This window comes from Enterobacter sp. H2G27 (genome assembly GCF_054403075.1).
Genome location: NZ_JBSVSI010000001.1, coordinates 1 through 23,730, shown reverse-complemented (window position 1 = coordinate 23,730; position 23,730 = coordinate 1). Strand labels below are relative to the sequence as shown.

Below are 23,730 nucleotides of genomic sequence, written 5' to 3'. Positions count from 1 at the left end.
CGTTATCCTTTCAGGTTAACAAGGCCGTGTAATACCTGGTCCAGGCCACCAAATACTGAAATTTTGTCGATACGCTCCGCGACCCTTTCCAGGGTTTCCAGCTCTTTTAAACGCAGCGCCACCGGGTTGTTCTCCATCACCTTTGCGGTGTTTAACAGCGATCGTGTCGCCGCCGTTTCTTCACGTCGGCGAATAACATTCGCCTGGGCCGATTTTTCGGCCTCTACCAGACGGGATAAAATCGTTTTCATATCACCAGGTAAAACAATATCTTTTACCCCAAGCGACGCAATTTCCATTCCAAAGGATGACAGGCGGCCTTGCACCTGTTTGCTGACCACCTCATCAATGATCTGCTTATCTTCCAGTAACTCATCGAGCGTGCGGGTGCCGACCGCCTCACGCAGTGCGAACTGGAGTTCGCGGTACAAATGTTCCAGCGGTTTCGTAAGCTGTCCGCAGGCCTGCAGCACGTCGCTGTAGCGCCAGTTAGCCGCCAGGTTCAGGCGCAGGTTAACTTTGTCCTTCGTCAGGATCTCCTGCCCGCTCACTTCCACCACCTGAAGGCGCGTATCCACTACCTCTGCCTCAACCAGATGGTTAATTTTCCAGTAAGCCGTCAGTCCCGGCGGTAACAGTGCCTGAATTTCTCCGTCGATTTTCACCACCCCGACGTGCCAGGCAGGTACCTGTACGACCAGCATCGCGTCGCGCCCCTTTAGCGCGCCATTACGACGCGGTTGCAGAGCAGCATTCATCACGTCCACTGGCACCCGCACGTCGCGGGTATCGATTCTTTGCAGGCTCAACGCCGCATCCTGCTGCCAGTACAGACGACGAGTCGAAGGCGGCACAATTTCCTGCAATACGCCGTTGTTCGATAACACCCCGATTTCATCTGCAGTAAGGTCAACCGCCAGGCAGTAACGTACCACCCAGTCAGGCTGAAAGCGGCGCAGATAATCCGCCAGCGCACCCGGCACCTCGCTGCCATCCTGGCTCACCACCAGCACGTCGTCAGTATTGAACCAACCCAGACGGTGTTCACCCGCCTCCAGTACCCGGTAATAATCGCCAGCTTTTGCTACCAGTCCTAACTGACCTTTTTTTATCGTGATTTTTTTAGCCATTTTATATTCCTTAAAGTCAGGCGCGGGTGCAGGCACGAAATCACAGGGGAATGCCTTTTCGCCTGCGATCCGGCGCCATTACCGGCGACCTTCATTGGGATTGCTGACTGCGCAATACCCGTTTTTACTTTGATGTTTACAACCAGTTTTCATTGGGAGAATGAATCGGGAATCGAACCCTTCTATCTGTCATTGGTTGACGGAACGCCCCCGGAAAACAGCCTTGCCGTTCCTGGTGCGCCGACGGGGCCTTAACCCCCAGTGTGCTCAACGTCGTGACGTTATCTGTATTGCCAGAAGCGTGCCAAAAACAAAAATCGCTGTTTTATTTTTTTATTTTATTGATAATTAATGATTTTTATTTATCGCGCTTTTCATGCATTGCTGTTCGGCTCAACATTTCTTATCCTGCTATATCGACAATTATCTTTCTGGATAAACATGAAGAAGCGGAAGGTGGTGATCGGGGTGCTTGGCACCGTGATGGATAAACGGGGAAAGCGGGCTAATCGCTTTCGCAAATGGCGACCGACCGTCGGGCTGTGCCAACAGCCGGATTTCCCGGTCGACAGGCTGGAGCTGCTACATCAACCGCGAGATCTCGGCATGGCTCAGCAACTGGCGGAAGATATTGTGCTGGTTTCCCCCCACACCGAGGTGCGTCCCAGCACGGTAATCATTGAAGACCCGTGGGATTTCGAAGAGGTTTATGCCGCGTTTCTCGATTTCGCCACCCAGTACACTTTTGATACCGATCGCGAAGAGTATTTCGTCCACATCACCACCGGCACGCATGTGGCGCAGATCTGCTGGTTCCTGCTGACGGAAGCCCGCTATCTTCCCGCCAGCCTTTTGCAGACTGGCCCTGCCAGAAAAGAAGCCTCTGCTGAGGAGACTGCAGCCGGAACTTACTCAATTATCGACCTGGATTTAAGCCGCTACACGACCCTTACCAACCGTTTTCAGCGCGAGCAGCAGCAGTCAATCTCATTTCTGAAAGCGGGTATTGAGACGCGAAATGCCACCTTTAACAGTCTGATCGACAAGATTGAACGCGTGGCGCTACGTTCAACAGCCCCGATCCTGCTGACCGGCCCCACCGGCGCGGGCAAGTCGTTCCTCGCGAACCGCATTTATCAGCTGAAGCAGTCACGCCATCAGGTTTCCGGCAAACTGGTTTCCGTCAACTGCGCGACCCTGCGCGGTGATAACGCCATGTCCACGCTGTTCGGCCATGTGAAAGGGGCCTTTACCGGCGCACTGTCGGCGCGCAGCGGCCTGCTGCGTGAAGCCGATGGCGGTGTCCTTTTCCTCGACGAGATTGCCGAACTAGGCCTGGATGAACAGGCGATGCTGCTCAAAGCCATTGAAGAGAAAACTTTTTTCCCGTTTGGCTCCGATAAAGAAGTTCACAGCGATTTTCAACTTATCGCCGGAACCCACCGTGATATGCGCCAGTGGGTGGCAGAAGGACGTTTTCGAGAAGATCTCTATGCCCGTATTAATATGTGGAGCTTTGCATTACCCGGCCTTGCCCAACGGAAAGAAGACATCACGCCGAATGTTGACTACGAACTTCAACGTTTCTCTCGCGAAAGCCAGACGCAAATCCGCTTCGATAAAGAGGCACGCGAAGGCTATCTGGCCTTTGCCTGTTCCAGCAGAGCGCTGTGGCGGGGCAACTTTCGCGAACTGAGCGCCAGCGTCGCACGCATGGCGACGCTGGCGGAACGAGGGCGTATTACTCAGGATCTGGTGCTGGAGGAGATCTCACGTCTTCAGACCGACTGGCAAACTGACGTGACGCAGCCTGCAACTGACATGGAGATTGACCTCTTTGACCAGCGGCAACTGGAAACGGTGCTGGAGGTATGTCGCCGCAGCGCATCGTTGTCTGAAGCCGGACGTGAGCTGTTTGCCGTTTCACGGCTCAAAAAAGCCAATCCTAACGACGCCGACCGACTGCGTAAATATCTGGCTCGCTTTAGTCTGAGCTGGGAAAGCATCCGGTCATAATTCATTTGAATATTACTTCCTTACGCGATAAACAATAACTATAGCCGGGCTCGATCCCGGCTTTTTATAACAAACACACGCAACATTCATCGCAAGGAAATCATTATGTTATCCGCTATTACGCGGCTGTTCCCGTTATGGGCGCTGCTGCTCTCCGTACTCGCGTATTACACGCCCACCACGTTCACCGGTATTGGTCCGTGGGTCGCCACGCTGCTGATGCTGATCATGTTCGGTATGGGTGTGCATCTGAAAGTAGACGATTTTAAGCGCGTGCTGTCTCGCCCTGCGCCCGTCGCGGCAGGGATATTTCTGCACTACCTGGTGATGCCGCTCGCGGCGTGGCTGCTGGCGATGGCTTTTAAGATGCCGCCCGATCTCTCCGCCGGGATGGTGCTGGTGGGCAGCGTGGCCAGCGGCACGGCGTCCAACGTCATGATCTATCTGGCGAAAGGCGACGTGGCGCTCTCCGTCACTATCTCGTCCGTCTCCACGCTGGTGGGCGTGATTGCCACGCCGCTGTTAACCCGCCTGTACGTGGATGCGCATATTCAGGTGGACGTGATGGGGATGCTGCTGAGCATTCTGCAAATCGTGGTGATCCCGATTGCGCTTGGGCTGGTCATTCACCACCTGTTCCCTCGCGTGGTGAAGGCCGTTGAGCCGTATCTGCCCGCGTTTTCGATGATCTGCATTCTGGCCATCATCAGCGCCGTGGTGGCGGGCTCCGCCTCGCACATTGCTTCCGTAGGCTTTGTGGTGATCGTCGCGGTTGTGCTGCATAACACCATCGGCCTGCTGGGCGGCTACTGGGGCGGGAAACTGTTTGGCTTCGACGAATCGACCTGCCGCACGCTGGCAATCGAGGTAGGGATGCAGAACTCCGGCCTGGCGGCGGCGCTCGGTAAAATCTACTTCTCGCCGCTGGCGGCCCTGCCGGGTGCGCTGTTCTCCGTCTGGCACAATCTCTCCGGCTCTCTGCTGGCGGGCTACTGGTCCGGCAAACCGATTGAGGAACAAACGAAAAAAGATGCGGTGAAGCAGGGTTAATTTACGCTGCTTGCTTTACACTGAAGCCTCCACATCAGGAGGCTTCAGCAATGGCTACACCACGTTTGACCCAGAAAGACATGACGGAAGCCGAGCAGCGCGAGCTGAAAACGCTTCTCGACCGCGCTCGTATCGCACATGGCCGCACGCTGACGAACGCCGAAACCAATCAGGTGAAAAAAGAGTACATCGATAAGCTGATGGCGCAACGTGACGCCGCGGCGAAAAAGGCCCGCAAGCTGAAAAAAGAGCAGGCTTATAAACCTGATGCAGAAGCGACCTTTTCCTGGTCCGCCACCACATCAACCCGTGGAAGGCGCTAATCAGCGCCCTTTCTTTTTACGCCCCGGCTGGGTAAAGCGTTTTCCGTTGCCCGGCTTGCCTCGCCCTTTCTCTTCCGCCTGCGGCGCCTTCACGACCGGGCGCTTAATCGCCTGAGCTTTCGGTTTTGCTTTGGCCTTCGGCTTCGCTTCGGACGAGGAGTTCTCGATAAGCTTGAACAGCTCGATCAGCTCGTCGTCCGTTAAGTCGCGCCACTCACCCAGCGGGATGCCGGACAGGCTAACGTTCATGATGCGCGTGCGCTCAAGCTTCGTCACTTCATAACCGAAATACTCGCACATGCGGCGGATCTGGCGGTTTAAGCCCTGCACCAGGGTAATACGGAACGCGAACGGCGCTTCTTTTTTCACCTTACACTTTTTCGTAACGGTACCGAGGATCGGCACACCGGCGCCCATGCCGCGAATAAAGTCGTCCGTGATCGGCTTATTCACCGTCACGATATACTCTTTCTCGTGGTCGTTACCGGCACGCAGAATTTTGTTGACCAGATCGCCGTGGTTGGTGAGGAAAATCAGCCCCTGAGAGTCTTTATCCAGACGGCCGATCGGGAAGATACGGCTGCTGTGGTTCACGAAATCAACGATGTTGTCCCGCTCGCCGTCTTCCGTGGTGCTGACAATCCCAACCGGTTTGTTCAACGCGATAAACACCAGGTCTTCAGCATCACGCGGTTCGATGACCTGACCATTCACTTTAACCACATCGCCAGGGACCACCTGATCGCCGATGGTGGCGCGTTTGCCGTTAAGAAACACGTTACCTTGTTCAATGTAACGGTCAGCCTCGCGACGTGAGCAGATTCCGCTCTCGCTGATGTATTTGTTTAATCGGGTTGATTGAGTTGGCAGCATAGTTTCTCCTGTGAAGGGCGAAATATACCTTACCTTGCGGCTGACAAAAAAGTGTTAGTAACCGTTGATCAAAAAATCGAGTGCATCCCGCAATGAAGCACTGTTTTGCGTAAGATCGGCGACACGCTCGCCTAACTCTTTTGGCGATATGCCTGCCTATTGATCCATCAGAATGACCTCTGAAAGTCACTAAAGGAGCCGTTTTCATCAACCCACTGGTTAATGGCCTCGATAGAAACTTTATTTTCTGCTAACCACTCTGCGCGCTGATGCGCACGAAACTGCTCCTGCAGTGCAGCCATGAGTAGTGCGCATGAGCCCCCCATCGGAATGCGCATGAATTGGCGAAGTGTAGTGTGTAAATGGCGCATGATAAGGTGTCACGCCTCGCAAAAAAGTTTTGCGAGGCGCTTTCAGAGATTAATACTCATCCCGCTCGTCATCTTCATCCGGCTGTTCCATCACGCTGTAGGCCACCGCGCAGAACAACGAGTTGAGACGCTTCATATCCCCCAGCAGCCCCAGATGAAGCGAGCTGGTTTCGATGCTCTGCACGTTCTGCTGGTGAAGACGCTCAACGTGGGCGTGCGAATAGCGGCGGTTCAGGATACGGAAACGATGCTTGTTGCGGCGCAGGCGGCGCGCGCTCGGCACGTCGCTGGAAAAGAAGACCAGCATCGCCAGCTTGAGGTTGCTGACCAGCTGTTCGTGCAGCGCTTCAAGCTCTTTTAAGCCTTCAACGGAGAACGCCCGGCGTGCGGCCAGCGATTTATCGGCTATCTCGCTGCCCATGCGCTCAACAATATCGGAGGCCTGCTCAAGGTTAAGCGACATCTCAATGATTTCCGCCCAGCGGCGGGACTCCTCTTCCGCCAGTTCGTCCTGCGGCATGCGCGCCAGGTAAAGCTTAATGGCGGTATAGAGCACGTTGATATCGTCCGCCAGTCTGCGCAGCTCTTTCTCCTCTCGCGGCTCGCCGTGCATCACCTTTTGCAGGCCTTCGAGCATGGTTTCCATCGCGTCGCCCATGCGCAGCGTCTCGCGCGCGGCATTCGCCAGCGCCAGTGCCGGGGTATCCAGCGCGGACGTATCCAGGTGCTTCGGCTTCAGGCGCGCATCCAGCTCCGGTTCGTCCTGAATGAGACGTTCGCAGAAGCGGGCCATCGGCCCGGCAAAAGGCACCATCGCCAGGCAGCGCACCAGGTTATAGAACACGTGGAAGTAGATCACCAGCTCCGCCTTCGGCAGCGGGAGGTTGTCCATCAGGTTCGCCAGCGGATGGATAAAGGGCAGGATAATCAGGCTGCCCACCAGCTTAAACAGCAGGCTACCGAGCGCCACGCGGCGGGCGGCAGCGTTGGCCGCGCTGTTATTGAGCATCGCCAGCAGGCCAGAGCCGAGGTTGGCACCTATCACCAGACACAGCGCCACCGGGAAGGAGATCGCCCCGGCGGCAGTAAGCGTGGCCGTCAGCAGCACGGCGGCCAGGCTGGAGTAGCTGACGATGGCAAACACCGCGCCAATCAGCGCGTCGAGCATGATGTCCCCGGTCAGGGAAGCGAAGATGACCTGAACGCCGTTGGCCTCGGTAATAGGGGTGACCGCCTGCACAATCAGCTCCAGCGCCAGCAGAATCAGCCCCAGGCCAATGCCCACGCGTCCAAGCTGGCCGGCGCGCGTCTGTTTGCGGCCGAGGAAGAAGATGACGCCGACAAAAATCAGCAGCGGCGACAGCCAGGAGAGATCGAAGGTCAGGATACGCGCCATCAGCGCGGTCCCCACGTCGGCCCCCAGCACAATGACCAGCGCCGGAGCCAGCGCCACCAGATCCTGCGCCACAAAGGAGGTGACAAGCAGGGTTGTGGCGTTACTGCTCTGCACCAGTGCCGTTACGCCAATACCCGCGCAGAAGGCGAGCGGCTTCTTCTCAACGCTGCTGCTGAGAACGGTACGCAAGCGCGCGCCAAAGACGCGCATCACGCCGGTACGAACGATATGGGTGCCCCATACGAGCAGTGCGACTGCAGAAAGCAGGTGTAACAAGGTCAGCACGAAAGGTTTTCCTCCTTATCGTTATTCGTTTTCCATAGGTTCAGTATAAGGGTTTAAGCGTAAGAAAGAGACAAGGCACCCTTGAGGTGCCCTGTTTGTTGTAAGGAAAAGTGACGTTAGTCTGCGTCGTAGCCTAAATTCGGTGCCAGCCAGCGCTCGACTTCTGATACGCTCATGCCTTTGCGCAGGGCGTAATCTTCAATCTGATCGCGCTGCAGCTGCGCCACGGCAAAGTACTTGCTGTCCGGGTGGCTGAAGTACCAGCCGGAGACGGACGCACCCGGCCACATGGCGAACGACTCGGTGAGCTTCATTCCGGTATGGGCTTCGACGTCCAGCAGTTGCCAGATAGTGCCCTTTTCGGTGTGTTCCGGACAGGCCGGATATCCCGGTGCCGGACGAATACCCTGGTAGTTTTCGCGGATCAGCTCCTCGTTGCTGAGGTTTTCATTCGCCGCGTAGCCCCAGTGCACCTTGCGCACGCGCTCGTGCAGGTACTCGGCGAAGGCTTCTGCCAGGCGGTCGGCTATCGCTTTCACCATGATTTTATTGTAATCGTCGTGCTGCGCTTCGTACGCGTCCGCCAGCGCATCTTCTTCCAGACCGCCGGTTACCGCAAAGGCGCCGATATAGTCGGCTTTTCCGCTCAGCTTCGGCGCGACAAAATCGGCCAGGCAGTAGTTGGCAAAGCCCACTTTCTCGGTTTGCTGACGCAGATGGCGGCTGACCGCCAGCACGTGGGTGCGGGTTTCATCGCGATAAATTTCGATGTCGTCTCCCACGCGGTTGGCCGGGAATAGCCCCACCACGCCGCGCGGATTGAGGGTTTTCTCAGCACTCAGCGTGTCGAGCATATCGTTGGCATCTTTAAACAGGCGTTTCGCTTCTTCACCTACGACCTCATCTTCCAGGATGCGCGGATATTTGCCCGCCAGCGACCAGGTCATAAAGAACGGCGTCCAGTCGATGTAGTTGCGCAGCGTTTCTATGCTGGCGCTGACCTCCTGAACGCCCAGCCGATGCGCGACCGGCGGCGTATAGCTCGACCAGTCAAAAGCCAGATCGTTATCGCGCGCCGCCTGGAGTGAAACTGGCGGGGTGCGCGGTTTCTTGCGCCCGTGCTGGATGCGAACGGTTTCGTACTCTTTGCGGGTGCGCTCAACAAACTCGTCGCGCTGGGTGTCAGAGAGCAGCGCGGACACCACGCCCACCGTGCGCGAGGCGTTCTGAACGTAGACCGTCGGCCCGCTGTAGTTCTGCTCGATTTTGACCGCCGTGTGCGCTTTGGAGGTGGTCGCGCCGCCAATCAGCAGAGGAATGGTGAAGCCCTGGCGCTCCATCTCCTTCGCCACGTTAACCATTTCGTCCAGCGACGGGGTGATCAGCCCGGAGAGGCCAATCAGGTCGGCATTCACTTCGCGCGCGGTCTTGAGGATTTTATCCGCGGGGACCATGACGCCAAGGTCGATAATCTCGTAGTTATTGCACTGCAGCACCACACCGACAATGTTCTTGCCGATGTCGTGCACGTCGCCCTTGACGGTGGCAATGACCATTTTGCCGTTGCTGGAGCCTTTCTCTTTGCTGGCCTCGATAAACGGCTCCAGGTACGCCACGGCCTGCTTCATCACTCGGGCGGATTTCACCACCTGCGGCAGGAACATTTTGCCCTCACCGAACAGATCGCCCACCACGTTCATGCCGTCCATCAGCGGCCCTTCGATCACCTCGATCGGGCGGGCTGACTGCTGACGCGCCTCTTCGGTATCCTGCTCGATAAACTCGGTGATGCCTTTTACCAGCGAATATTCCAGACGCTTTTTCACGTCCCAGGCGCGCCACTCGGCCTGCTGAACGTTGGCCGATTCATCCGATTTGCTGCCGCGGTATTTTTCCGCCAGGTCCAGCATGCGCTCGGTGGCGTCGTCGCGACGGTTAAGGATCACGTCTTCTACCGCGTCGCGCAGCTCTGCGGGCAGGTCGTCGTAAATCGCCAGCTGGCCGGCGTTGACGATCCCCATGTCCATCCCGTTGCGGATGGCGTAGTAGAGGAACACGGCGTGGATCGCTTCGCGCACCGGGTCGTTACCGCGGAACGAGAACGACACGTTCGACACGCCGCCGGAGATCAGCGCATGCGGCAGCTCGCGCTTAATGTCCTCGCACGCGCCGATAAAGTCCTGGGCGTAGTTATTGTGCTCTTCGATACCGGTCGCCACGGCGAAGATGTTCGGGTCAAAGATGATGTCTTCCGGCGGGAAGCCCACCTCTTCGGTCAGTATTTTGTACGCGCGGCGGCAAATCTCAATTTTACGCGCGCGGGTATCGGCCTGGCCCACTTCGTCAAAAGCCATCACCACCACGGCGGCACCGTAGCGGCGCACCATCTTCGCGTGGTGGATAAAGATATCCACGCCCTCTTTCATCGAGATAGAGTTGACGATGCCTTTTCCCTGAATGCACTTGAGCCCCTTCTCGATCACTTCCCATTTGGAGGAGTCGATCATGATCGGCACGCGGGCAATGTCCGGCTCACCGGCAATCAGGTTGAGGAAACGCACCATCGCCGCTTCGGCGTCGAGCATCCCCTCATCCATGTTGATATCAATAATCTGCGCGCCGTTTTCCACCTGCTGACGCGCGACGTCCAGCGCTTCGCTGTACTTCTCTTCTTTGATCAGGCGTTTGAACTTCGCGGAACCGGTAACGTTCGTACGCTCGCCCACGTTCACAAACAGGCTGTCTTCGCCGATGGTCAACGGCTCAAGGCCGGAGAGACGACAGGCAACCGGAAGCTCGGGCAGCTTGCGCGGCGGCAGCCCCGCCACGGCGTTGCTCATAGCAGCGATATGTTCAGGCGTGGTGCCGCAGCAGCCGCCGACGATGTTCAGAAACCCAGACTCGGCCCACTCGCGGATTTGCGCCGCCATGGTATCGGCATCAAGATCGTATTCGCCGAAGGCGTTCGGCAGACCGGCGTTCGGGTGGGCGGTGACGTAGCATTCCGCAATGCGCGAAAGCTCCTGCACGTACTGGCGCAGTTCATCCGGCCCCAGCGCGCAGTTCAGGCCGAAGGAGAGCGCGTCGGCATGACGCAGGGAGTTATAAAACGCTTCGGTGGTCTGGCCGGACAGAGTGCGCCCGGAAGCGTCGGTGATGGTACCGGAAATCATGATCGGCAGGTCAACGCCCAGCGCCTCAAACTCCTCTTTTACCGCGTAAATCGCGGCCTTGGCGTTGAGGGTGTCGAATACCGTTTCAATCAGGATCAGATCGGAACCGCCTTCCACCAGCGCTTTGGTCGATTCACGGTAGGCAGCAACCAGCTGGTCAAAGGTGATATTACGAAACGCCGGGTCGTTGACGTCCGGTGAAATCGACGCGGTGCGGTTGGTTGGGCCAAGCACCCCGGCAACGTAGCGAGGCTTGTCCGGCGTGCGGGCCGTCCACTCGTCGGCGCAGGCGCGCGCCAGCTTCGCGGCTTCCAGGTTGATTTCCGCCGACAGGGATTCCATCTGGTAATCCGCCATGGCGATGGTTGTCGAGTTAAAGGTGTTGGTTTCAATGATATCCGCACCCGCTTCGAAGTAGGCGTTGTGGATATCCTTAATGACGGACGGCTTGCTGAGCACCAGCAGGTCGTTGTTCCCTTTCAGGTCGCAGGGCCAGTCGGCAAAGCGTTCGCCGCGGAAATCGCCTTCACTCAGACGATACCCCTGGATCATGGTGCCCATGCCGCCGTCCAGCACCAGAATTCGTTCATTTAACTGCGCACGCAGTTGCTCTACTTTGCTGCTCACACTTGCTCCCGACAACGCTCAACAAGGCCAAAAGGCTGCGTTCCATACTGGCACAATCTCGCAGGGTGGAAAAGCCGCTCAGCGGTAACATGAGACATGTTCACCATCACTCCTCCGATCAGTCAGGAGAACGGTTGCAAATTCACCAAATAAAACGAAAATGATTTCCACGATACAGAAAAAGGAGATCGTCATGGTCGCGACCGTTCCCGCTAAACGCGGCAGAAAACCTGCTGCTGCCACCACCGCACAACAGGGCGGACAGGTTCAATCGCTCACGCGCGGTTTGAAGCTGCTGGAGTGGATAGCCGAGTCGCACAGCAGCGTGGCCCTGACGGAGCTTGCCCAGCAGGCTGGCCTGCCGAACTCCACGACGCACCGTCTTCTGACCACCATGCAGCAGCTGGGCTTTGTCCGCCAGGTGGGCGAGCTGGGGCACTGGGCGGTGGGCGCGCATGCATTTATTGTTGGCAGCAGCTTCCTGCAGAGCCGCAACCTGCTGGCGATTGTTCACCCGATTCTGCGCAAGTTGATGGAGGACTCCGGCGAGACCGTAAACCTGGCGGTGCTGGACCAGAGCGACCATCAGGCGATTATCATCGACCAGGTGCAGTGCACGCAGCTGATGCGCATGTCCGCGCCGATTGGCGGCAAGCTGCCGATGCACGCCTCCGGCGCGGGAAAGGCATTTCTCTCGCAGCTGAGCGAGGAGCAGGTGACGGGGCTGCTGCACCGTAAAGGGCTGCACGCCTATACCCACGCCACGCTGGTGTCACCCGTCCATCTGAAAGAAGATCTGGCCCTGACCCGCAAGCGCGGCTATTCGTTTGACGACGAGGAGCACGCCCTCGGCCTGCGCTGTATCGCAGCCTGTATTTTTGACGAGCACCGCGAGCCGTTTGCCGCCATCTCCATCTCCGGACCGATTTCGCGCATGACCGATGACCGGGTTACCGAGCTGGGCGCACTGGTAATTAAGGCGGCGAAAGAGGTGACGCTGGCGTACGGTGGGATTCGTTAAGCATGCATTGCCGGGTGGCGGCTTCGCCATACCCGGCCTACATGATGCCCTCTGAAAACCTGATGCAAAACCGCTGCTTGCGGCGGTATGCATACACATCTTCGACATGCCCATTTTTGATCCGCGTTTGCAGGCCGCGCCAGTAGCTGGCGCGAAACAGATCGGCATGCATCTCTTCGAATAGCGGCCCGATGCGCGGGTCGGCGCACAGCCAGTGGCGAAACTCTTCGGGAAAAACATCGCCCGGCGAGACGCTGTACCACGGCTCGCTGGAAAGCTCATCTTCCGGGTAGCGGGGCGGTGGGATATCGCGGAAATTCACTTCAGTCATGTAGCAAATTTCGTCGTAATCGTAGAACACCACCCGCCCGTGACGGGTAACGCCGAAGTTTTTGAACAGCATATCGCCCGGGAAGATATTGGCGGCGGCAAGCTGGCGAATCGCGTTGCCGTACTCTTCAATCGCATCTCTTAAAGCCTGACCTTCGGACTGCTCCAGCCAGATATTCAGCGGCACCATGCGGCGTTCAATATAGAGATGGCTAATCACGATTTTATCACCAAGATCGGTGATCTTAGCCGGTACTTCCTGCATTAATAGCGCCATGAGCGCCGGGTCGATCTGCTGCTTATCCAGCACAAAGTTTTCAAATTCCTGGGTATCCGCCATGCGACCGACGCGGTCGTGCTCTTTAACCAGCTGATAGCAGGCGCGGACGTGCGCGGCGGTCATCTCTTTCTGCGGCGCGAATCTGTCTTTGATCACCTTAAATACCCGGTCGAAACCCGGCAGCGTAAACACCAGCATCACCATGCCGCGAATGCCGGGCGCTTCGATGAACTGCTCATCGGCCGTGGTGACATAACGCAGGTATTCCCGGTAGCTTTCCGTTTTGGCGTGCTTCTGGCAGCCAATAGCCATATACAGCTCGGCGGTGGTTTTGCCCGGCAGGATCTCGCGCAGCCACTCCACCAGCGCGGCAGGTAACGGTGCATAGACCATAAAATAGGAGCGTGCGAAGCCAAACACGATGCTGGCCTCGGCGCCGGTGGTCAGACAGGTATCGACAAACAGTTCCCCACCGTCGGTGCGGTGAATGGGCAGCAGAAACGGCACAATGGCCGTAGGGGTAACCAGTTTACCCACCAGCCAGGCGGCTTTATTGCGGTAGAAAAGCTCGTTGGCAACCTGCAAATGGCTGTGGCTGAGCAACTCCGCGCCGAAGGTTTCGTTGAGATGCGCGTGGATATAACCAATATCTCGGGTTTTATTCTCCCAGGGCAGGCGCAGCGGCAAATCCGTTAGCACGCGGTGCAGGAGCTTTTCCCATCCGCGATCGGGAAAGAAATCTTTCGCCAGCGGACGCGGAATGGTACGAAAGCGCCGCTCGGGCTGGGAGCTGAAGATAAATAACCGCTCAGGAGATAATGAGCGGTGGTCAAATAACCGGCAATAGACGGAGTTGAAAAAGCTCTCCGCAATCTCGAAGCGCGGGTAGTCGGGTAACAGATGGGTGTAGTGCTCCTTCACGCGCAGTAAAAATTCCGCGTCCGGACTTTTACCGTCGGTAATACAGCGCAGCTGCTCCACCACCAGACCCACGTGGTGGTCATAAAGATGGATACGCTGCTTCATGGCCTGCTGAACCGCATGCCAGTCTGCGTGTTCGAAGCGCTGCTGCGCGCCGGAGGTCACTTCAAGAAAACGACCATACTGGGCATCGAAGCCCTGCAAAATAGTTTGGGCAATCAGTAATTCCAGGCCACGCGACATATATTCCCCCTCACCACCAGCCCTCTCCCCAGGGGGGAGAGGGGGAAAAGATTAGAACTGTGCTTCTTCCGTTGAACCCGTCAAGGCGGTGACGGAGGAGGTGCCGCCCTGAATAATCGTGGTCACATTATCAAAGTAGCCGGTGCCCACTTCCTGCTGGTGAGAGACGAAGGTGTAGCCATCTTTGCCCGCCGCAAACTCCGGCTGCTGCACCTTCTCAACGTAGTGCTTCATGCCCTCACCCTGCGCGTAGGCGTGCGCCAGGTCGAACATGTTGAACCACATGCTGTGGATACCGGCCAGGGTAATGAACTGGTATTTGTAGCCCATGTCGGACAGCTGCTGCTGGAAGCTGGCGATGGTTTTGTCATCCAGCTTTTTCTGCCAGTTGAAGGACGGCGAGCAGTTATAGGCCAGCAGTTTGCCCGGATACTTCGCATGAATGGCATCAGCAAAGCGTTTTGCCAGCGCCAGATCCGGCGTGGACGTTTCACACCAGACCAGATCCGCGTACGGCGCGTACGCCAGACCGCGGCTGATCGCCTGCTCGATACCCGCGTGGGTACGATAGAAACCTTCACTGGTACGCTCGCCGGTGATGAACTCGCTGTCGTACGGATCGCAGTCAGAGGTGATCAGGTCAGCCGCGTCCGCATCGGTACGGGCAATGACCAGCGTCGGCACGCCGAGCACGTCAGCAGCCAGACGCGCGGCAACCAGCTTCTGAACCGCTTCCTGTGTGGGAACCAGCACCTTACCGCCCATATGTCCGCACTTCTTCACTGACGCCAGCTGGTCTTCGAAGTGAACGGCCGCTGCACCGGCCTCAATCATCGATTTCATCAGCTCGAAGGCGTTCAGCACGCCGCCGAAGCCCGCTTCCGCATCCGCAACGATCGGCAGGAAGTAATCAATAAAGCGCGGATCGCCAGGTTCGATACCGGCAGCCCACTGGATCTGATCCGCACGACGGAAGGTGTTGTTGATCCGATCCACGACCGACGGCACGGAGTTAGCTGGATAGAGCGACTGATCCGGATACATGCTGGAGGCCAGGTTGGCGTCCGCCGCGACCTGCCAGCCGGAGAGGTAAATAGCCTCAATACCCGCCTTCGCCTGCTGCAGGGCCTGACCGCCGGTCAGCGCACCGAGGCTGTTGATGTAGCCTTTTTTGGAACCGCCGTGCAGCAGCTTCCACATTTTCGCCGCGCCATTTTGCGCCAGCGTGCATTCCGGATTGACCGAGCCGCGTAATTTCACCACTTCCTCAGCGCTGTAAGGACGGCGGATGCCTTCCCAGCGAGGTTGTGTCCACTCTTTCTTCAATTCTTCGATTTGTTGGGTACGGGTTTTCATGTGCAGATGCTCCATATTGTTATGTGGTGGATTACGCCAGGAAGCGGTAGCCCGGCAGGGTCAGGAAGTCGATTAAGTCATCTGATGTCGTGATTTGCTCCATCAGGCGCGCGGCGTCGTCAAAGCGTCCGCTGCTGAAGCGGTGTTCGCCCAGCTCGTCCTGGATCACCCGCATCTCTTCGGCCAGCATCTGGCGGAACAGGGATTTGGTCACCGGCTTGCCGTTGCTGAGCGTTTTTTGATGGTGGATCCACTGCCAGATAGAGGTACGTGAGATCTCCGCCGTCGCGGCATCTTCCATCAGGCCGTAGATCGGTACGCAGCCGTTGCCGGAGATCCACGCTTCGATGTACTGCACCGCAACGCGAATATTGGCCCGCATCCCCTCTTCCGTCCGTTCGCCCGCGCACGGGGCCAGCAGCTGTTCTTCAGCCGTTGGGGCATCGTCTTCACGCGTGACAAACAGCTGGTTTTTGTTGTCACCGAGGACGCGGTTGAAGACCTCCATTGCCGTATCGGCCAGGCCGGGATGCGCAATCCACGTGCCGTCGTGACCGTTACGGGCTTCAAGCTCTTTATCGGCTTTCACCTTGTTGAGCACCTGATTGTTGCGCTCTGCGTCTTTGCTCGGGATAAAAGCCGCCATGCCGCCCATCGCAAAGGCGCCGCGCTTGTGGCAGGTTTTGATCAGCAGACGCGAGTAGGCGCTCAGGAACGGTTTATCCATGGTCACGACCTGGCGATCCGGCAGTACGCGATCGGGATAGTTTTTTAGGGTTTTGATGTAGCTGAAAATATAGTCCCAGCGTCCGCAGTTCAGACCGACAATGTGGTCACGCAGGGCGTGCAGAATTTCATTCATCTGGAATACGGCAGGCAGCGTTTCAATCAGCAGCGTGGCTTTGATGGTGCCGCGCGGCAGGTTGAAACGATCTTCCGCGTAGCTGAAGACCTCGCTCCACCAGGCTGCTTCCTGCCAGGCCTGCGTTTTAGGCAGATAGAAATACGGGCCGCTGCCCTTCGCCAGCAGGGCTTTATAGTTGTGGAAGAAATAGAGCGCGAAATCAAACAGGCTGCCCGGAATGGCTTCCCCACGCCAGGTGACATGTTTTTCAGGCAGGTGCAGGCCGCGCACGCGGCAGATCAGCACCGCCGGGTTCGGTTTGAGCTGGTAAATTTTACCGGCTTCGTTGGTATAGCTGATGGTGCCGTTCACGGCGTCGCGCAGGTTGATCTGCCCCTCGATGACCTTACGCCAGTCCGGCGCCAGGGAATCTTCAAAATCGGCCATGAAGACCTTAACGTTCGCGTTCATGGCGTTGATCACCATTTTGCGCTCTACCGGACCGGTGATCTCAACGCGACGATCCTGTAAATCTTCAGGGATACCGCGGATTTTCCACTCGCCACGGCGAATGGAAGCGGTTTCCGAAATAAAACCAGGCAACTTGCCGTTATCAATTTCCTGCTGCTGATGAATGCGTGCCGCCAGCAGCTTATTACGCTGCGGCGTAAAGCGGGTCACCAGTTCAGTCAGAAATTCTACCGCTTCTGCCGTCAATACCTGCTGTTCTTGCTCACCATACGGCTGGGTAAAGGCCAGTTCATCGACCGTCGTTGCCTGTTGAGTCATTACTCTGCTCCTCATCAAAGATCCAAAATCACGCTCCCGATGCGAACGAAAGATCGTTGGGTAGTTTTCGCTCAGCAGAATTAAGACTATCTCTATTTCTTCTAAAATCAAAAACAATTTCCATTTTAATTATAAATTGAATTTAATTGTTTGATTTTATTGAAATTAAAATTTTAAAGAATGATGAGTGGTATTTCGGAAATAAAAAAGACACCCGAAGGTGCCTGATTTGAATAGCTGAAACGCTTTAGGATCGTTTAGTGCAGACGATTACTCCAGAGTTGGATTCATGTGACGCAGATCGTATGGTGTGATCTGGTAGACGTAATAGTTGAGCCAGTTAGTAAAAAGCAAATTCCCGTGGCTGCGCCAGGTCGCTCTCGGTTTGTTTTGTGGATCGTCCTTCGGGAAATAGTTGTACGGGACATCCGGGTTAAGACCCGCTTCGACATCACGGAAATATTCTGCCGCAAGGGTGTGCGGATCGTACTCAGGATGTCCGGTCACAAAGGCAATGCGCTTATCTTTACTGGCAAACAGGTAAGCGTCCCCATCTTCCGTTTCGGCCAGGATCTCCAGATCGGTGTAATCACGAATTAGCTGGGCCGGGAAATCGGCGTAGCGAGAATGTGGGGCCAGGAAAGAATCATCGAAACCACGCGTCAGCAACGCATGTGGATGGAGAATGTGGTGTTCGTATACGCCGGAGAGCTTTTCAGTGCGGGTTTGCTTCGGGATGCCATAAAGAATATTCAGTGCGGCTTGTACCGCCCAACAGACAAACAGCGTGGACGTGACGTGATCTTTTGCCCACTCCAGAACCTGTTTGATCTGCGGCCAGTAGGCGACATCGTTAAATTCAACCAGACCGAGCGGCGCGCCGGTCACAATCAGTCCGTCGAAATTTTCACCCTGAATGTCATCGAAGTTACAGTAGAAGTTGTTCAGATGCTCGGAAGGCGTGTTGCGTGACTCACGGGCATCGATTCGCAGCAGCTGAATATCGACCTGCAGCGGGGAGTTCGACAGAAGACGCAGGAACTGGTTCTCTGTTTCGATCTTTTTTGGCATCAGATTGAGAATAAGCACCTTCAGCGGGCGAATTTCCTGACCTGTCGCACGTGAAGTCGTCATGACAAATACATTTTCTTCACGCAAGAAATTGACGGCTGGTAGCTCGTCCTGCACCCGAATCGGCATAGCTTTATATCCTCACAGCATACGTATAAACGTTTAGACATCCAGATAGCTAACAATACTCAGAAACGGTTTGAATGTCGAGTCTGCAAGCGGAAGGTGAGAAAGTTTCAAGGAGAGAATGGTACGGTTTGATGCCCCTCGCCCCGTCTCTCTCCCGCAGGGAGAGAGTGAAAAACAAAAGCAAAAAACCCCGCACCTTTCGGTACGGGGTTCTTCTATTTTGATGCCTGGCAGTTCCCTACTCTCACATGGGGAGACCCCACACTACCATCGGCGCTACGGCGTTTCACTTCTGAGTTCGGCATGGGGTCAGGTGGGACCACCGCGCTAAAGCCGCCAGGCAAATTCTGTTAAATCTGTATCAAAGCTAAAAATATCGCGTCTCTTCGCCAAAACACCTTCGGCGTTGTAAGGTTAAGCCTCACGGTTCATTAGTATCGGTTAGCTCAACGCATCGCTGCGCTTACACACCCGACCTATCAACGTCGTCGTCTTCAACGTTCCTTCAGGACCCTTAAAGGGTCAGGGAGAACTCATCTCGGGGCAAGTTTCGTGCTTAGATGCTTTCAGCACTTATCTTTTCCGCATTTAGCTACCGGGCAGTGCCATTGGCATGACAACCCGAACACCAGTGATGCGTCCACTCCGGTCCTCTCGTACTAGGAGCAGCCCCCCTCAATTCTCCAGCGCCCACGGCAGATAGGGACCGAACTGTCTCACGACGTTCTAAACCCAGCTCGCGTACCACTTTAAATGGCGAACAGCCATACCCTTGGGACCTACTTCAGCCCCAGGATGTGATGAGCCGACATCGAGGTGCCAAACACCGCCGTCGATATGAACTCTTGGGCGGTATCAGCCTGTTATCCCCGGAGTACCTTTTATCCGTTGAGCGATGGCCCTTCCATTCAGAACCACCGGATCACTATGACCTGCTTTCGCACCTGCTCGAGCCGTCACTCTCGCAGTCAAGCTAGCTTATGCCATTGCACTAACCTCCTGATGTCCGACCAGGATTAGCTAACCTTCGTGCTCCTCCGTTACTCTTTGGGAGGAGACCGCCCCAGTCAAACTACCCACCAGACACTGTCCGCAACCCGGATCACGGGTCTACGTTAGAACACCAGCCATTAAAGGGTGGTATTTCAAGGACGGCTCCACGCAGACTGGCGTCCACGCTTCAAAGCCTCCCACCTATCCTACACATCAAGGACCAGTGTTCAGTGTCAAGCTATAGTAAAGGTTCACGGGGTCTTTCCGTCTTGCCGCGGGTACACTGCATCTTCACAGCGAGTTCAATTTCACTGAGTCTCGGGTGGAGACAGCCTGGCCATCATTACGCCATTCGTGCAGGTCGGAACTTACCCGACAAGGAATTTCGCTACCTTAGGACCGTTATAGTTACGGCCGCCGTTTACCGGGGCTTCGATCAAGAGCTTCGCGTTGCCGCTAACCCCATCAATTAACCTTCCGGCACCGGGCAGGCGTCACACCGTATACGTCCACTTTCGTGTTTGCACAGTGCTGTGTTTTTAATAAACAGTTGCAGCCAGCTGGTATCTTCGACTGATTTCAGCTCCACCCGCAGGGGCTTCACCTACATATCAGCGTGCCTTCTCCCGAAGTTACGGCACCATTTTGCCTAGTTCCTTCACCCGAGTTCTCTCAAGCGCCTTGGTATTCTCTACCTGACCACCTGTGTCGGTTTGGGGTACGATTTCGTGTTACCTGATGCTTAGAGGCTTTTCCTGGAAGCAGGGCATTTGTTACTTCAGCACCGTAGTGCCTCGTCATCACACCTCAGCGTTAATAAGGTACCGGATTTACCTGGAACCTCCGCCTACATGCTTAAACCGGGACAACCGTCGCCCGGCTAACATAGCCTTCTCCGTCCCCCCTTCGCAGTAACACCAAGTACAGGAATATTAACCTGTTTCCCATCGACTACGCCTTTCGGCCTCGCCTTAGGGGTCGACTCACCCTGCCCCGATTAACGTTGGACAGGAACCCTTGGTCTTCCGGCGAGCGGGCTTTTCACCCGCTTTATCGTTACTTATGTCAGCATTCGCACTTCTGATACCTCCAGCATGCCTCACAGCACACCTTCAACGGCTTACAGAACGCTCCCCTACCCAACAACACATAGTGTCGCTGCCGCAGCTTCGGTGCATGGTTTAGCCCCGTTACATCTTCCGCGCAGGCCGACTCGACCAGTGAGCTATTACGCTTTCTTTAAATGATGGCTGCTTCTAAGCCAACATCCTGGCTGTCTGTGCCTTCCCACATCGTTTCCCACTTAACCATGACTTTGGGACCTTAGCTGGCGGTCTGGGTTGTTTCCCTCTTCACGACGGACGTTAGCACCCGCCGTGTGTCTCCCGTGATAACATTCTTCGGTATTCGTAGTTTGCATCGGGTTGGTAAGCCGGGATGGCCCCCTAGCCGAAACAGTGCTCTACCCCCGAAGATGAGTTCACGAGGCGCTACCTAAATAGCTTTCGGGGAGAACCAGCTATCTCCCGGTTTGATTGGCCTTTCACCCCCAGCCACAAGTCATCCGCTAATTTTTCAACATTAGTCGGTTCGGTCCTCCAGTTAGTGTTACCCAACCTTCAACCTGCCCATGGCTAGATCACCGGGTTTCGGGTCTATACCCTGCAACTTAACGCCCAGTTAAGACTCGGTTTCCCTTCGGCTCCCCTATACGGTTAACCTTGCTACAGAATATAAGTCGCTGACCCATTATACAAAAGGTACGCAGTCACACCACGAAGGTGCTCCCACTGCTTGTACGTACACGGTTTCAGGTTCTTTTTCACTCCCCTCGCCGGGGTTCTTTTCGCCTTTCCCTCACGGTACTGGTTCACTATCGGTCAGTCAGGAGTATTTAGCCTTGGAGGATGGTCCCCCCATATTCAGACAGGATACCACGTGTCCCGCCCTACTCTTCGAGTTCACAACCTGTGTGCTTTCGTGTACGGGACTGTCACCCTGTACCGTGCGACTTTCCAGACGCTTCCACTAACACACAAGCTGATTCAGACTCTGGGCTGCTCCCCGTTCGCTCGCCGCTACTGGGGGAATCTCGGTTGATTTCTTTTCCTCGGGGTACTTAGATGTTTCAGTTCCCCCGGTTCGCCTCGTTAACCTATGTATTCAGTTAACGATAGTGCAACGAATTGCACTGGGTTTCCCCATTCGGACATCGCCGGGTCAAAGGTTCATATCACCTCGCCGGCGCTTTTCGCAGATTAGCACGTCCTTCATCGCCTCTGACTGCCAGGGCATCCACCGTGTACGCTTAGTCGCTTAACCTCACAACCCGAAGATGTTTCACTTCATGATTGCGAAAATTTGAGAGACTCGAACACACCATTAAAGATGTGTCGTTTCAATTTTCAGCTTGATCCAGATTTTTAAAGAGCAAATATCTCAAACGTGACTCGTAAGTCAGTTTTGAGATATGACGGCAGGTGACTTTCACTCACGAACCAGCAAGTGGCGTCCCCTAGGGGATTCGAACCCCTGTTACCGCCGTGAAAGGGCGGTGTCCTGGGCCTCTAGACGAAGGGGACGTGTAGTCTCAATCGCAAGACGCCTTGCTATTTACTTTTCATCAGACAATCTGTGTGAGCACTACAAAGGCAGGTTCTTTAAGGTAAGGAGGTGATCCAACCGCAGGTTCCCCTACGGTTACCTTGTTACGACTTCACCCCAGTCATGAATCACAAAGTGGTAAGCGCCCTCCCGAAGGTTAAGCTACCTACTTCTTTTGCAACCCACTCCCATGGTGTGACGGGCGGTGTGTACAAGGCCCGGGAACGTATTCACCGTAGCATTCTGATCTACGATTACTAGCGATTCCGACTTCATGGAGTCGAGTTGCAGACTCCAATCCGGACTACGACGCACTTTATGAGGTCCGCTTGCTCTCGCGAGGTCGCTTCTCTTTGTATGCGCCATTGTAGCACGTGTGTAGCCCTACTCGTAAGGGCCATGATGACTTGACGTCATCCCCACCTTCCTCCAGTTTATCACTGGCAGTCTCCTTTGAGTTCCCGGCCTAACCGCTGGCAACAAAGGATAAGGGTTGCGCTCGTTGCGGGACTTAACCCAACATTTCACAACACGAGCTGACGACAGCCATGCAGCACCTGTCTCAGAGTTCCCGAAGGCACCAATCCATCTCTGGAAAGTTCTCTGGATGTCAAGAGTAGGTAAGGTTCTTCGCGTTGCATCGAATTAAACCACATGCTCCACCGCTTGTGCGGGCCCCCGTCAATTCATTTGAGTTTTAACCTTGCGGCCGTACTCCCCAGGCGGTCGACTTAACGCGTTAGCTCCGGAAGCCACGCCTCAAGGGCACAACCTCCAAGTCGACATCGTTTACGGCGTGGACTACCAGGGTATCTAATCCTGTTTGCTCCCCACGCTTTCGCACCTGAGCGTCAGTCTTTGTCCAGGGGGCCGCCTTCGCCACCGGTATTCCTCCAGATCTCTACGCATTTCACCGCTACACCTGGAATTCTACCCCCCTCTACAAGACTCTAGCCTGCCAGTTTCGAATGCAGTTCCCAGGTTGAGCCCGGGGATTTCACATCCGACTTGACAGACCGCCTGCGTGCGCTTTACGCCCAGTAATTCCGATTAACGCTTGCACCCTCCGTATTACCGCGGCTGCTGGCACGGAGTTAGCCGGTGCTTCTTCTGCGGGTAACGTCAATCGCTGAGGTTATTAACCTCAACGCCTTCCTCCCCGCTGAAAGTACTTTACAACCCGAAGGCCTTCTTCATACACGCGGCATGGCTGCATCAGGCTTGCGCCCATTGTGCAATATTCCCCACTGCTGCCTCCCGTAGGAGTCTGGACCGTGTCTCAGTTCCAGTGTGGCTGGTCATCCTCTCAGACCAGCTAGGGATCGTCGCCTAGGTGAGCCGTTACCCCACCTACTAGCTAATCCCATCTGGGCACATCTGATGGCAAGAGGCCCGAAGGTCCCCCTCTTTGGTCTTGCGACGTTATGCGGTATTAGCTACCGTTTCCAGTAGTTATCCCCCTCCATCAGGCAGTTTCCCAGACATTACTCACCCGTCCGCCGCTCGTCACCCAGGAGCAAGCTCCCTGTGTTACCGCTCGACTTGCATGTGTTAGGCCTGCCGCCAGCGTTCAATCTGAGCCATGATCAAACTCTTCAATTTAAGTTTGATGCTCGTGAATTAAACTTCGTAATGAATTACGTATGTTCACTCAGAGACTTGGTATTCATTTATTGTCCGAAGACATTAAGAATCCATGTCACTTTGAGTGCCCACACAGATTGTCTGATAAATTGTTAAAGAGCAGTGCAACGCGGCTTTCGCTCACCGTTGCGAGGTGGCGTATATTACGCTTTCCTCCTTCAGAGTCAACCCGTTATTTCAGGATTTTTTCTCTTCAACCGACCGGGCTGTTTGTGAAGTGATTCACATCCGCCGTGTCGATGGAGGCGCATTATAGGGAGT

Annotated in this window: 13 protein-coding genes, 1 tRNA gene and 3 rRNA genes; 4 read left to right on the top strand and 13 right to left on the bottom strand. The window is 55.7% G+C overall.

The features are described from left to right. Window positions 1-2: 2 nt before the first annotated feature. Window positions 3-1,130, bottom strand: a complete 1,128-nt coding sequence (locus ACW9E7_RS00085; RefSeq protein ID WP_133293567.1) for a slipin family protein — start codon at window positions 1,128-1,130, stop codon at window positions 3-5. Between the two features lie 441 nt (window positions 1,131-1,571). On the opposite strand from ACW9E7_RS00085, the gene rtcR reads away from it, so the two are divergent. From rtcR to ACW9E7_RS00070, 3 genes are all read left to right on the top strand, one after another. Beyond that, a complete protein-coding gene (gene rtcR / locus ACW9E7_RS00080; RefSeq protein WP_039024657.1) occupies window positions 1,572-3,146 on the top strand; it encodes an RNA repair transcriptional activator RtcR in 1,575 nt (524 codons plus the stop codon). A gap of 105 nt (window positions 3,147-3,251) precedes the next feature. Beyond that, on the top strand, window positions 3,252-4,196 hold the full coding sequence (gene panS, locus ACW9E7_RS00075) for a ketopantoate/pantoate/pantothenate transporter PanS (RefSeq protein WP_458727053.1): 945 nt from the start codon (window positions 3,252-3,254) through the stop codon (window positions 4,194-4,196). Between the two features lie 50 nt (window positions 4,197-4,246). Beyond that, window positions 4,247-4,519, top strand: a complete 273-nt coding sequence (locus ACW9E7_RS00070) for a YjbD family protein (protein ID WP_023309994.1) — start codon at window positions 4,247-4,249, stop codon at window positions 4,517-4,519. Here ACW9E7_RS00070 and rluF read toward each other — a convergent pair whose 3' ends face one another. From rluF to metH, 4 genes are all read right to left on the bottom strand, one after another. Beyond that, window positions 4,520-5,392: a 23S rRNA pseudouridine(2604) synthase RluF gene (gene rluF / locus ACW9E7_RS00065; RefSeq protein ID WP_133293565.1), complete on the bottom strand. Its 873-nt coding sequence runs from the start codon at window positions 5,390-5,392 to the stop codon at window positions 4,520-4,522. It abuts the gene before it with no gap. Between the two features lie 167 nt (window positions 5,393-5,559). Continuing rightward, window positions 5,560-5,763, bottom strand: a complete 204-nt coding sequence (locus ACW9E7_RS00060; RefSeq protein WP_127729223.1) for a type II toxin-antitoxin system CcdA family antitoxin — start codon at window positions 5,761-5,763, stop codon at window positions 5,560-5,562. Window positions 5,764-5,812: 49 nt separating this feature from the next. Continuing rightward, the gene (locus ACW9E7_RS00055; protein ID WP_111965810.1) at window positions 5,813-7,444 is read right to left on the bottom strand and encodes a Na/Pi cotransporter family protein; all 1,632 of its coding nucleotides are present in this window, start codon (window positions 7,442-7,444) and stop codon (window positions 5,813-5,815) included. Between the two features lie 116 nt (window positions 7,445-7,560). Next, window positions 7,561-11,244, bottom strand: a complete 3,684-nt coding sequence (metH, locus tag ACW9E7_RS00050) for a methionine synthase (protein WP_458727052.1) — start codon at window positions 11,242-11,244, stop codon at window positions 7,561-7,563. Between the two features lie 193 nt (window positions 11,245-11,437). Between metH and iclR the strand changes: the two genes are divergently transcribed. After that, window positions 11,438-12,265, top strand: coding sequence for a glyoxylate bypass operon transcriptional repressor IclR (gene iclR / locus ACW9E7_RS00045; protein ID WP_127729219.1), 828 nt, complete (start codon window positions 11,438-11,440; stop codon window positions 12,263-12,265). A gap of 37 nt (window positions 12,266-12,302) precedes the next feature. Here the strand turns inward: iclR and aceK are convergent, their stop codons facing one another. The 8 genes from aceK to ACW9E7_RS00005 form a co-directional block, all read right to left on the bottom strand. Continuing rightward, a complete protein-coding gene (gene aceK, locus ACW9E7_RS00040) occupies window positions 12,303-14,039 on the bottom strand; it encodes a bifunctional isocitrate dehydrogenase kinase/phosphatase (protein WP_458727051.1) in 1,737 nt (578 codons plus the stop codon). Window positions 14,040-14,090: 51 nt separating this feature from the next. Next, window positions 14,091-15,395 (bottom strand): isocitrate lyase, encoded by a 1,305-nt coding sequence (gene aceA, locus ACW9E7_RS00035; protein WP_024906665.1) that lies wholly within the window; start codon window positions 15,393-15,395, stop codon window positions 14,091-14,093. 31 nt (window positions 15,396-15,426) lie between these two features. Further along, a complete protein-coding gene (aceB, locus tag ACW9E7_RS00030; protein WP_115876957.1) occupies window positions 15,427-17,028 on the bottom strand; it encodes a malate synthase A in 1,602 nt (533 codons plus the stop codon). 270 nt (window positions 17,029-17,298) lie between these two features. Next, window positions 17,299-18,228 carry a homoserine O-acetyltransferase MetA gene (gene metA / locus ACW9E7_RS00025; protein WP_136195985.1) on the bottom strand — a complete coding sequence of 310 codons (930 nt, stop codon included), beginning with the start codon at window positions 18,226-18,228 and terminating at the stop codon, window positions 17,299-17,301. Window positions 18,229-18,453: 225 nt separating this feature from the next. Continuing rightward, window positions 18,454-18,569, bottom strand: a 5S ribosomal RNA gene (gene rrf / locus ACW9E7_RS00020). A gap of 69 nt (window positions 18,570-18,638) precedes the next feature. Further along, a 23S ribosomal RNA gene (locus ACW9E7_RS00015) occupies window positions 18,639-21,543 on the bottom strand. Window positions 21,544-21,727: 184 nt separating this feature from the next. After that, window positions 21,728-21,803: transfer RNA gene (locus ACW9E7_RS00010), tRNA-Glu, on the bottom strand. Between the two features lie 84 nt (window positions 21,804-21,887). After that, a 16S ribosomal RNA gene (locus tag ACW9E7_RS00005) occupies window positions 21,888-23,427 on the bottom strand. Together the 16S, 23S and 5S rRNA genes with 1 tRNA gene alongside form the textbook arrangement of a ribosomal RNA operon. Window positions 23,428-23,730: the final 303 nt, after the last annotated feature.